General features: G+C 48.9%; 11 protein-coding genes. 6 read left to right on the top strand and 5 right to left on the bottom strand.

All coding sequences use genetic code 11. From position 1 onward, the window contains the following. Positions 1-2 precede the first annotated feature (2 nt). Positions 3-248 carry a hypothetical protein gene (locus DFR42_RS04445; RefSeq protein WP_110253710.1) on the bottom strand — a complete coding sequence of 82 codons (246 nt, stop codon included), beginning with the start codon at positions 246-248 and terminating at the stop codon, positions 3-5. A gap of 133 nt (positions 249-381) precedes the next feature. Between DFR42_RS04445 and phaC the strand changes: the two genes are divergently transcribed. The 6 genes from phaC to DFR42_RS04415 all read left to right on the top strand — a co-directional run bounded on the left by phaC (position 382) and on the right by DFR42_RS04415 (position 7,065). Beyond that, a complete protein-coding gene (gene phaC, locus DFR42_RS04440; protein WP_110253709.1) occupies positions 382-2,100 on the top strand; it encodes a class I poly(R)-hydroxyalkanoic acid synthase in 1,719 nt (572 codons plus the stop codon). Positions 2,101-2,143: 43 nt separating this feature from the next. Next, complete coding sequence (locus DFR42_RS04435) at positions 2,144-2,884, top strand: 3-ketoacyl-ACP reductase (RefSeq protein WP_110253708.1); 741 nt, start codon at positions 2,144-2,146, stop codon at positions 2,882-2,884. 301 nt (positions 2,885-3,185) lie between these two features. Then, complete coding sequence (phaR, locus tag DFR42_RS04430) at positions 3,186-3,743, top strand: polyhydroxyalkanoate synthesis repressor PhaR (RefSeq protein WP_110253707.1); 558 nt, start codon at positions 3,186-3,188, stop codon at positions 3,741-3,743. A gap of 154 nt (positions 3,744-3,897) precedes the next feature. Further along, positions 3,898-5,280: a 30S ribosomal protein S12 methylthiotransferase RimO gene (rimO, locus tag DFR42_RS04425; RefSeq protein ID WP_245936822.1), complete on the top strand. Its 1,383-nt coding sequence runs from the start codon at positions 3,898-3,900 to the stop codon at positions 5,278-5,280. Between the two features lie 8 nt (positions 5,281-5,288). Next, positions 5,289-5,765 carry a hypothetical protein gene (locus DFR42_RS04420; RefSeq protein ID WP_211324147.1) on the top strand — a complete coding sequence of 159 codons (477 nt, stop codon included), beginning with the start codon at positions 5,289-5,291 and terminating at the stop codon, positions 5,763-5,765. Positions 5,766-5,883: 118 nt separating this feature from the next. After that, complete coding sequence (locus DFR42_RS04415; protein ID WP_110253704.1) at positions 5,884-7,065, top strand: cystathionine beta-lyase; 1,182 nt, start codon at positions 5,884-5,886, stop codon at positions 7,063-7,065. 65 nt (positions 7,066-7,130) lie between these two features. On the opposite strand, the gene DFR42_RS04410 is transcribed toward DFR42_RS04415, so the two are convergent. The 4 genes from DFR42_RS04410 to DFR42_RS04395 all read right to left on the bottom strand — a co-directional run bounded on the left by DFR42_RS04410 (position 7,131) and on the right by DFR42_RS04395 (position 11,862). Continuing rightward, positions 7,131-7,370, bottom strand: a complete 240-nt coding sequence (locus tag DFR42_RS04410) for a hypothetical protein (protein WP_110253703.1) — start codon at positions 7,368-7,370, stop codon at positions 7,131-7,133. 171 nt (positions 7,371-7,541) lie between these two features. Beyond that, the gene (gene acnA, locus DFR42_RS04405; RefSeq protein WP_110253702.1) at positions 7,542-10,277 is read right to left on the bottom strand and encodes an aconitate hydratase AcnA; all 2,736 of its coding nucleotides are present in this window, start codon (positions 10,275-10,277) and stop codon (positions 7,542-7,544) included. Positions 10,278-10,402: 125 nt separating this feature from the next. Continuing rightward, on the bottom strand, positions 10,403-10,882 hold the full coding sequence (locus DFR42_RS04400) for a hypothetical protein (RefSeq protein WP_110253701.1): 480 nt from the start codon (positions 10,880-10,882) through the stop codon (positions 10,403-10,405). Between the two features lie 8 nt (positions 10,883-10,890). Then, positions 10,891-11,862 carry an HpcH/HpaI aldolase/citrate lyase family protein gene (locus DFR42_RS04395; RefSeq protein WP_110253700.1) on the bottom strand — a complete coding sequence of 324 codons (972 nt, stop codon included), beginning with the start codon at positions 11,860-11,862 and terminating at the stop codon, positions 10,891-10,893. Between the last annotated feature and the right edge of the window lie 14 nt (positions 11,863-11,876).

Here is an 11,876-nt window from a genome sequence, read left to right as displayed (position 1 = left end):
GATCAATCTGCTTTGGTTTCGGCTTGCGGATGCTCGCTTGAAATTGCGGAAGTTTCAGATTGTTTTTGCAGTGCAGCTTGTTTTTCCCGTTGTTCACGCTTGCGCTGTGGTGTGCGCATCAGGTATAAAACTATTGTTAAAGGAAAAACGCAATACAGCAGGAAAGTCATGATGCCCGCAATGACAGAGTGCTCTGTGATTGACATCATCAGTACGACATAAATCCAGGCGATTGCGACGATATACATAAAAAACCTTATTTTATTATTGTGAGTATTGGGTGGGCATTTGCAATAACGGGAATGGTATTGCGGCTTCATTAATCAGGGAAAGAAAGCTTAAAATTATTTCGAAACGATACGCGAAAATCAGGAGGCACGCATGAAGACTTTCGATCCTCAAGCTATGTACTCCGAGTGGATGTCACAGCTAGTGAATCAAGATAAATGGCAGGAGTGGATGAAGCCTGCCGAAGCAATGAACCCCATGCCAGCAGCGGACATGCTGAAGGGCCTTGGGGCGCAGATAGATCCCGCCACCATGACGCGCTTGCAAACGGAGTATATGCAAGAGTTTGGCAAGCTATGGCAAGACTTTGCCGTATCCAAAATCCCTGATCTCAATGACAGGCGTTTTTCTGCTCCAGACTGGCATAACCATGCAATGCACTCTTATAGTGCAGCATCTTATTTGCTGAATGCACGCTTTTTGATGGCCATGGCAGAGTCTGTGCAGGCCCCAACCAAGACAAAACAGAAAATCGGTTTTGCAGTGCAGCAAATGATTGATGCCATGTCGCCAGCCAATTTCCTGGTCACCAATCCCGAAGCACAAAGCAAGCTGATAGAGAGTAAAGGCGAGAGCCTGGCCAAAGGCATTACTCAAATGCTGGCCGACATGCAAAAAGGCCGTATCTCTCAAACAGATGAGTCAGCTTTTGAAGTAGGTAAAAATGTTGCCACTTCAGCCGGTACCGTGGTGTATGAAAACCATTTGTTCCAGCTGATTCAATATCAACCCACCACCAAGACCGTGCATCAACGCCCTCTGTTGATGGTGCCGCCTTGTATCAACAAATTCTATATCCTCGATTTGCAGCCTGAGAATTCAGTCGTGCGTTATGCCGTCGACCAGGGACACACGGTTTTCCTGGTGTCCTGGGCCAACCCTGATGAAAGCATGGCTGAAGTCAGTTGGAATGACTATATCGAAGATGGTGCCATACAGGCAATCAAGGTCGTACAAAAAATCAGCAAACAGGACAAGATCAACACTTTTGGCTTTTGCGTAGGCGGCACTATTGTTTCTACTGCCTTGTCAGTATTGGCGGCGCGTGGCGAACATCCTGCCAGTAGCCTGACTTTGCTGACTACCTTGCTCGACTTTACCCAGACTGGCGTACTCGACGTGTTTGTCGATGAAATGCAAGTCAAGATGCGTGAGCAAACCATAGGTCGTCGTGGCATTTTGCCGGGTAAAGACCTGGCCAGCACTTTCTCCAGCCTGAGGGCGAATGACCTGGTCTGGAATTATGTGCAGTCAAATTACCTCAAGGGCGAAGCACCGCCACCGTTTGATCTTTTGTACTGGAATGCCGACAGCACCAATTTGCCCGGCCCCATGTTTTGCTGGTATTTGCGCAACACCTACCTGGAAAACAAACTCAAGCAGCCAGGTGCATTGACCGTCGCGGGCAGCAAGGTTGATCTGGGCAAAATTGACGCACCTTGCTTTGTCTATGGTTCGCGTGAAGATCATATCGTGCCTTGGCAGGCAGCTTATGCTTCCACGGCTTTGTTGAATCCTCGTCATAAAAACAGGAATCGTTTTGTGCTGGGGGCTTCAGGACACATCGCTGGCGTGGTCAATCCTCCAGCCAAGAAAAAAAGAAGTTACTGGACCAATGAGCAAGCCGGTCTGGATTCAGAAAGTTGGCTGGCAGGCGCTACCGAACACCCAGGTAGCTGGTGGCCAGAATGGTCAGCCTTTTTGGCTGAACATGGTGGTAAGATGGTAAAAATACCAACGAATCCTGGTAATGCAGACTTCCCGGCGATTGAGGCTGCACCAGGGCGTTACGTGAAGGTAAGAGCAGATTGAAGGTTTGTTGTTTAGTAATAAAATTTCAATTAGGAGAACAAATATGTCAAAACGTGTTGCTTATGTAACTGGTGGTATGGGTGGTATTGGAACTCCAATTTGCAGACGTTTGTGCAAAGATGGCTATACAGTTGTTGCTGGTTGTGGTCCGAACTCTGCCCGCAAGGATAAATGGCTGGCAGATATGCGTGCAGAAGGCCTGGATATTCATGCTTCTGAAGGTAATGTCTCCGATTGGGAGTCGACCAAGGCAGCCTTTGAAAAGGTCAGGGCAGAGATTGGTGAAGTGGATGTGCTGGTTAATAATGCTGGTATTACCCGTGACGGTCAGTTCCGTAAAATGAGCAAGGCAGATTGGGATGCTGTCATGGACACCAATTTGAACTCTCTGTTCAACGTCACCAAGCAAGTCATCGATGGCATGGTAGACCGCGGTTGGGGTCGTATCATCAATATTTCTTCTGTTAATGGTCAAAAAGGCCAGTTTGGACAGACTAATTATTCCACGGCTAAAGCTGGTATCCATGGCTTCTCCATGGCCCTGGCACAGGAAGTGGCAACCAAGGGTGTTACTGTGAATACAGTCTCCCCGGGCTATGTAGGTACTGACATGGTCAAGGCGATTCGTCCTGATGTGCTGGAAAAAATTGTGGCTGGTATTCCTGTCAAGCGTCTTGCTGAGCCTGAAGAGATTGCCTCTATTGTTGCCTGGATTGCATCTGATGAAGGTGGTTATGCCACTGGTTCAGACTTCTCTATCAACGGTGGTTTGCACATGGGTTAATCGCAGTCAGCTCTTAGAAATTGCCAGGAATTGGAATAAATTTTTTAAATTGGCTTTTTAGCCTCCCCAATTGCTGTCTTTCTTCTGCAGTGCGGTAAAATATGCCCATCAGAGTCGCAAGATTTCGATGGGCATATCTTTTGCAGGCTGCAAAATACAAGATATAAAAAAGGGGACAAACATGGCTGGCTGTTTTGGCTAATCCAGAACAGGAAACCATGTTTGCGTGAATAGTCTGTGCTACTTTGAAGAGTGATCCTCATAAAGTAGCAGGATATCGAAGTGTTTAACTGAGATCTCAATGAATAGCGCAAAAAAATCATCACAGCATCTGATCAAGAAATATCCTAACCGTCGTCTGTATGACACGCAAACCAGCAGCTATATCACGCTGGTGGACGTCAAGCAGTTTGTATTGGAAAACGATGATTTCGCTGTAGTCGATGCAAAAACGGGCGAGGATTTGACACGCAGCATATTGTTGCAAATCATTCTGGAAGAAGAAGCCGGCGGTTCGCCAATGTTCTCCAGTGTCGTTTTGTCACAAATCATTCGTTACTATGGCCATGCCATGCAGGGCATGATGGGCAATTACCTGGAAAAAAACGTCCAGGCCTTTATCGATATCCAGAACAAGCTGGCCGAAAATTCCAAGGGCATCTATGAAGGTAAGCCTTTCAGCCCTGAAATGTGGACGCAGTTCATGAATGTACAGGGCCCGATGATGCAAGGCATGATGGGCAATTACATAGAACAGAGCAAGAATTTGTTTGTGCAAATGCAAGAGCAGATGCAAAGCCAGGCAAAAAACATGTTCAATGTCTTCCCCTTCAATCCAGAAGATGTGAATAAAAAGTAAATGATATTCAAGTTGAACAGGCTCGCATTCTGACTTAAGCCCCTGATTCTTCAGGAAATTATCACAGATGCGGCAAGTTGGGCTGGCAAAAAGGGTACAATAGCGAATTCGCTTTTGTACCCTTTTTGCTCTCATTTGCTATTAATTGTCCTCTATGTCTATCTCTGAAATTCGTCGTCAAGAAATGCCTGCTACTCACAAGGTGGGATTTGTGTCCCTGGGTTGTCCAAAGGCGCTTGTCGATTCCGAACAAATCCTGACCCAGTTGCGTGCCGAAGGTTACGACACTGCCAAATCCTATGATGGCGCTGATCTGGTCATCGTCAACACCTGCGGCTTTATTGATGCTGCTGTGCAGGAGTCGCTGGATGCGATTGGTGAGGCGCTGGCTGAAAATGGCAGGGTTATCGTGACTGGTTGCCTGGGTGCTAAAAAGGGTGCTGATGGCAAGGACATGATACAGTCCATCCATCCCAAAGTACTTGAAGTAACTGGCCCTCACGCAGTCGGCGAAGTCATGGCAGCAGTGCACAAGCATTTACCTAAGCCGCATGAACCATTTCAGGATCTGGTGCCGCCACAAGGCGTCAAATTGACGCCCAAGCATTTCGCTTACCTGAAAATATCTGAAGGCTGTAACCATCGTTGCAGCTTCTGCATCATCCCATCCATGCGTGGCGACCTGGTGTCGCGCCCGATTGCGGATGTCATGATGGAAGCAGAAAACCTGTTCAAGGCTGGCGTCAAGGAGTTGCTGGTGATTTCTCAGGACACTAGTGCCTACGGTGTGGATATCAAGTTCCGCATGGGTTTCTGGAATGGCAAGCCGGTCAAAACCCATATGACGCAACTGGTCGAGGCCCTGGGCGAGCTGGCCAAGCAACATGATGCCTGGGTACGCCTGCATTACGTTTACCCATATCCGCATGTAGACCAGATCATTCCTTTCATGAACAATGGCCATGTCCTGCCTTACCTGGACGTGCCTTTGCAACATGCTCACCCTGACGTATTGAAGCGCATGAAGCGTCCTGCCAGTGGTGAAAAAAATATAGAACGCATCAAAGCCTGGCGTGAAATGTGTCCTGAGATCACGATACGCTCCACCTTCATCGCCGGTTTCCCTGGTGAGACAGAAGAAGAGTTTGAATACCTGCTCGACTTCCTCAAGGAAGCGGAAATTGATCGTCTGGGCTGCTTTGCCTATTCGCCAGTCGAAGGTGCGACCGCCAATGAAATCGCCAATCAATTGCCAGATGAAGTACGTGAAGACCGCCGTCGTCGCGTCATGGAGTTGCAGGAGGGTATATCCAAGAAGCGCCTGCAAGCCAAAATCGGCAAAACCATGCGCGTATTGATCGACTCTCTCGACCGTAGCGGTGGTGTAGGCCGTAGTTCTGCAGACGCGCCTGAGATTGATGGTGTCGTCTACGTTAAGCCACCGTTTGAGCCACATCGCAAACTCAAGGTAGGTGAATTTGTTGAAGTGAAAATCACCGCAGCTGATGCTCATGATCTGTGGGGCGAAGCAATCTGATGAGATTTTTGCGTTTGGTTTTACTGCCGCTGATCCTGTTCTCAGAATTTGCTTCAGGGCTTACGGTCGAGGCTCAGGATAAAACTGAGCTGGTTTCTCCGGTAGCATCGCGTTTCGCTCCCATGGCTAATCCCTTTTTTGCCAGGGAAATTGAATTCCAGGGCAGGATGGGCGATGACAAGATACGCATGCACTTGCAGCCGAAAACTGAAGACAGGGACAGTGTTGAGGGTTCTTATGTTGTGGCGGGTGGCAAGCGCAATCAGGGCAAGAAGATTTTTCTGGCTGGCGAAGTCAGCGGCAACAAGCTCAGCATGGAAGAGTCTGAAGACGGCGTAGATGTGTCTGGCCAGTGGGATGGCGAACTCAAGGACAATGTCATACGCGGTATCTGGCAATCGGATGATGGCAAAGTCAGCAAAGAGTTTGTGCTGGAATTACTGCCGGTATCAAAAAAACCGACGAAATCGAGAACCAGTAAATAAAGAAAGGCGCTTAAAGCGCCTTTTTTGTAGCCTGTATATTTGCATGCAGGGTGATCGATAAGAGTGACACTTCTGAGCTAACATATATGATCAGTTAATTTACGCGTCAGGAATTAGCATGTCAGAAAATACAAAGCCAGATCCAGGGTTCAATACCCGTATCATTCATAGCGAGTATGCGGCACCAGATGGTTTTGCTGCTTTCCCGGTCGGCATCCATCATGCGTCCACAGTCTTGTTCGACAATGTTGCGGCTATGCGTGAACGTAGCTGGCAGGATAAGTCTGGCTATACCTATGGCCTGCATGGCACACCCACCAGTTTTACTTTGGAGGGCAGGCTGGCAGAAATAGAGCACGGTGAGCATTGCCTGTTGACTCCCAGTGGCCTGGCGGCAATCACACTGGTGAATATGGCTTTCCTGCAAAGTGGCGACCATGTATTAATACCAGATAATGTCTATGGCCCCAGCCGCGATCAGGCCGATTGGCTAGCGCGCAGCTTTGGTGTCAAAGTGAGCTACTACCATCCTTTAATTGGTGCTGGTATTGCTGAGCTGATAGAAGAAAACACTCGCTTGATATGGGTAGAGGCACCAGGTTCTGTTTCTATGGAAGTGCCTGATGTGCCGGCGATATGTGCAGCTGCCCATGCGCGTGGTGTGCTGGTGGCTTTGGATAATACCTGGTCTGCAGGCATAGCGTTTGCTGCTTTTGAACATGGCGTCGACATCATCATGCAGGCGCTGACGAAATACCAAAGTGGTGGTTCGGATGTCTTGATGGGAGCTGTCATTACCCGCGACGTTGCTCTCAATACCCGTTTGCAGATGGCGCATATGCGGCTGGGGTTTGGTGTGGGCATGGATGATGTCTATCTGGTGTTGAGAAATTTACCTACCATGCAAATACGCTTTAATGCGCATGATCAAAGCGCACGCAAAATTGCTGCATGGCTGGCAAATCGTCCGGAAATAAGTAAGGTTTTACACCCTGCATTACCAGCTTGCCCTGGACATGATATCTGGCAGCGTGATTTTACGGGTGCTGCTGGCTTGTTTTCAGTGTTGTTTGATGCGAAGTATGGAGAAGAACAGACGGATCGCTTTGTCGATAGTCTGAAATTGTTCAAGCTGGGTTATAGCTGGGGTGGGGCGCACAGCCTGTGCGTGCCTTATCGCATGCAATATATGCGTAGCAACTGGGCTGAATCCGGGATTTTGGTGCGCTTCAATATTGGCCTTGAGGATACGCAAGACCTTATTGTAGATATAGAACAGGCTTTGGCTACACTGAGCTAAAACAAAGGCTGCAAATCTGCAGCCTTTGTTTTTAATGCTTTATTTGATGATGCTATTTGATAAGCTTATTTGCTGGCGCTGCTTGCTGCAGCATCAGATGCTGGCGTAGCTGTCGCGCTCGCTTCAGATGCGGCAGCAGGCAGGCTGGTCGGAGCAGGTGCTGAAGCACTGGCAGACGCAGAGTGAACTTCAGTCGGGTTATGACCAGCAGCTTCACCTTGCATATCGACTTTATCGCCCCCTTTAAAAATCACGAATAGGGCAGCTGCAGCAAAAATAATAAAGGCGACGAGAATTTTCCACATGGTTGTCTCCAGAGTTGGATTTTTAAGATGAAGTCAGCTTAGACGAACTTGCTTACATCATTCTTGCACGGCCATACACAGAAAGAAAAACCAAAGAAAAAAGAGTGAACTCCCTTAGGAACTCACTCTTTTTCAATTCATCCCTGCAAGCAGGGATGTGCATGCTGAAGCTTAGGCTGCCAGCAATTGACGCAATACGAATGGCAGGATACCGCCATGTTTGTAGTAGTCAACTTCGATAGGTGTATCGATGCGCAACAAGACTTTGACTTCTTTTGTCTCGCCGTTGGCACGGTGGATGACCAGAGTCACTTCTTGCTGTGGCTTGATTTCATCTTCTATACCTTTCAGGTCGAAAGATTCATTGCCAGTGATGCCCAGAGTATCAACACTGTCAGTGCCGATAAATTGCAGTGGCAATACGCCCATGCCAACCAGGTTGGAGCGGTGGATACGTTCAAAAGAGCGGGCGATAACTGCTTTAACGCCCAGCAATTGTGTACCTTTTGCTGCCCAGTCACGTGAGGAGCCTGTACCGTATTCTTCACCACCGAAAATCATGGTTGGTACGCCGTCAGCAACATACTTCATCGCTGCGTCATAGATCGCCATTTGTTCGCCAGTTGGCTGGAACAGGGTTTCGCCACCTTCAACGCGGGAGCCATCTTCCTTGGCCGGGATCATGAGATTTTTGATACGCACGTTGGCAAATGTGCCGCGCATCATGATTTCATGGTTGCCACGACGTGAACCGTAGGAGTTGAAATCGGCTTTCAGTACGCCGTTTTCTTTCAGCCATTTACCAGCAGGGCTGGATTCTTTGATGGAGCCAGCTGGGGAAATATGGTCAGTCGTGATGGAATCACCGAACACACCCAGTGCGCGTGCACCAGTGATGCCGGTTGCGGCTGCTTTTGGTTCCATCGTGAAGTCAGCAAAGAATGGAGGTTCAGCGATGTAAGTCGAGGTAGGCCAGTTGTAGACATCACCTTCTGCCACGCCTTTGATGTTTTCCCACAGTTTGCCTGGAGCACCTTTAACGTCTGCGTAGTTTTCCTTGAAGGTTTTGGAATTCATCGCAAATTTCATCAGCTTGCTGATTTCTGCGCTGGTAGGCCAGATGTCGCCCAGGAAAATATCCTTGCCTTTAACGCGGCCAACTGGCTCTGTCATCAAGTCGCGGGTCATATTGCCAGCGATGGCGTAGGCAACCACCAAAGGAGGGGAGGCCAGGAAGTTGGAGCGAATGTTCGGGTGAATACGCGCTTCAAAGTTGCGGTTACCAGACAAAATGGCAGATGCCACGATATCGTTGGCAGCAATTGCTTCGTTCATCGCAGGTGTCAGGTCGCCAGCATTACCGATACAGGTAGTGCAACCGTAAGCTGTCACGCCGAAACCCAGTTTTTCCAGGTAAGGCAACAAGCCTGCTGCTTCCAGGTATTTAGTCACAACGCGTGAGCCAGGAGCCAGCGATGTTTTGATATGTGGTGCTACTTTCAAGCCAGCTTCAACTGCTTTCTTGGCCAGCAAACCAGCAGCCAGCAAGACGCTAGGGTTGGAGGTGTTGGTGCAGGAAGTAATCGCAGCGATCAGTACGTCACCGTTTTTGACATTGATGCCGTCAGTATTGGTGTAAACCGCGTTCAGGTCTTCTGCTTTTTTGTTGAAGCCATTCTCTGCTGTAGGCTTGGAGAACAGATCAGCAAATGTTGATTTGACGTTACCGATTTCGATACGGTCTTGTGGGCGCTTAGGACCAGCCAGGGAAGGTGCAACTGTGGACAGATCCAGGGAGATTTCTGTCGTGTAGTCAATGTCGCCAGCAGCAGGAATACCAAACATTTTCTGGGCTTTGAAATAGCCTTCGAATGCGTCGATTTCTGCCTTGGTGCGGCCTGTGCCTTTGAAGTAATCGATAGTCGCTTCATCGACTGGGAAGAAGCCCATGGTCGCGCCGTATTCTGGTGCCATGTTGGCGATTGTTGCGCGGTCTGTCAGTGACAGGGAGCGTGTGCCTTCGCCGAAGAATTCCACAAATTTGCCAACAACCTTGGCTTTGCGCAGCAATTCAGTGATCGTCAATACCAGATCCGTTGCTGTACAACCTTCGCGCAATGCGCCAGTCAGGTTAACGCCGACAACGTCAGGTGTCAGGAAGTAAACTGGTTGACCCAGCATGCCAGCTTCTGCTTCGATACCGCCTACACCCCAGCCAACTACGCCGATACCATTGATCATGGTGGTGTGAGAATCTGTACCTACCAGTGTGTCAGGGTAGTAGACTTCATTTTTCTTGGCATCTTTGGCTTTGTGTACGCCGCGTGCCAGGTATTCCAGGTTCACCTGGTGGACGATACCAAAACCTGGAGGAACCACGCCAAATGTATCAAATGCCTGCATGCCCCATTTCATGAACTGGTAACGCTCGTTGTTGCGCGAGAATTCCAGTTTCATGTTCAGGTCCAGCGCTTTCTTTTCGCGGAAATGATCGATCTGTACAGAGTGATCAACGACCAGATCAACCGGAACCAGTGGTTCGATATTCTTTGGGTTTTTACCTTGCTTGGCAGCCACGTTACGCATGGCAGCCAGATCAGCCAGCAAAGGCACGCCGGTAAAATCTTGCAGCACAACGCGCGATACGACGAAAGGGATTTCGTCAGTACGGGCGGCTGTTGCACCCCAGTTGGCCAGTTGCTTGACGTGTTCTTCAGTAACTTTTTTGCCGTCGCAGTTACGCAGCACTGATTCCAGCACGATACGGATAGACACTGGCAGACGTGAGATTTTTACATCGAGATTTTTTTCCAGGGCAGGCAGGGAAAAGAACTTGCCTTTCTTGGTATCCGAAATTTTAAAATCTTTCAGGGTTTTGAATGCATCCTTGTACGCATTTTGGCTCATGGCTCTTCCTCTTATTTACGAAAATCAACGATCAAAAAATAATTAAATCAGACGACGCACGCTCACTCATGTCAGCCGGTGCTAAGGCTGTCGTGAAATCCGGTATCGCGTTTTAACATTAAAACTTATTTGGCTTGTGCCGCACTACTATCCTTGCTATTCACTTCTGCCAGTGATGCGGCTTCAGTTTTGCATTCATTGGCCAATTGCTGGCCTTTATGTGAATCCAGTAACAAACCCTTGGCTGGAATACCTATCCAGATCAAACCAGCCTTGCGGTTTTCAAAACGCACGGCACCTGTCGTGGTATCGACTTTAGTCAGGCGGTACAGGCGTTTTTTCCAGCGCATGGCCACATGGTCTGCATCCTCGGCGTTGGTGTACATGGTCAGGGCATTGCCAAGCTCGCATTTGTACTCAAAATTATTGTGCAAAGCCACGTCCGGTTCCGGTTCGTCATCTTCTTTTGCTACGTGGGCAGCGGCAGGTTTTACCGCCTTTGCTGTGGATTTGGTCTTGCTGCGTGGTGCTTCCACTGCATTGGCATTGCTTGCAAGGATGGTGCATGCTGCAAATGCCAGGCTGATAAAAGAAAGTAATTTCATGGTGTCTCCTAGAGTAACTCTTGTGCTGCTGCCGGTAATGCGACTTGCCCTGACTGGGCTCGTCTTAAAATTGTCCAATAATAGCGGTAACTGGCCCTGTCATGTAACTGTCCTTGCCATTGTATTGGTCCCCAGTTCTGTTTTTTTGCCTGGGTCAGGATGTTGACAGCATCCTCGATGTCGGTTTCGCTGGGAGAAAATGCCTGTATGACAGGCTGTATCTGGTCAGGATGTATGCTCCACATGCGGGTATAGCCACATTCGCTGGCTGCGCGGCGGGCATCGTCTGCCACGACGCTGGTGTCCCTGATTTCGGTGGTTACATTGTGCGAAGCAACTTTGCCGTAGCGGTGACAGGCGGCAGCAATTTCCAGCTTGGCGCGTAAAACCAGCGGGTGGCTGAATTGTCCGGGAGAGCGCATGGCTGAGGCAGGTATGGCGCCAAAATGGGAGGATACAAAATCCATCAAACCAAATGACAGGCATTCTACCTGAGGCAGGGCGGCAATTTGCTGTACTTCTGCCAGTGCGCCATGGGTTTCTATCAAGACATGAACCGGGATTAACTGGCCATTGTGTTTTTTGCCGAAATGATTGATGCGCTGCAGTGCTGTCTGCAACTCGGCTGTGCTGTTTATTTTTGGTAAAACCAGATAGGCAAGTTTGTCTGCACACGCAGGCAGTATGATTTCCAGGTCTTGCTCAAATGCAGGGTGATGTACATCGTGCACCCGCACGCCCAGACGCTGATAATGATTGTCTGTACTGTTCACCAGGTTAGTGACCAGATTTGCATGATAGGTCTCATTGCCAGCGGCCGCGCCGTCTTCGCAATCGAGAGTGATGTCAAAAACTCCACCTAGTTCCTGTTGTAGCGCAATCGATTTGCGCATCAATTTTTCAGATCCTGCGTAATGGTCGCAGACCGGTAATATAACCGGTTCAATTTGATCCTGAAAAAGTACTGTAGATGGGTGCATTACTTAAAATATCA

This window comes from Undibacterium pigrum, assembly GCF_003201815.1.
Classification (GTDB): Bacteria; Pseudomonadota; Gammaproteobacteria; order Burkholderiales; family Burkholderiaceae_D; genus Undibacterium; species Undibacterium pigrum.
Note: the sequence above shows the minus strand (reverse complement) of the source record. Positions and strands in the feature narration are given on the sequence as shown.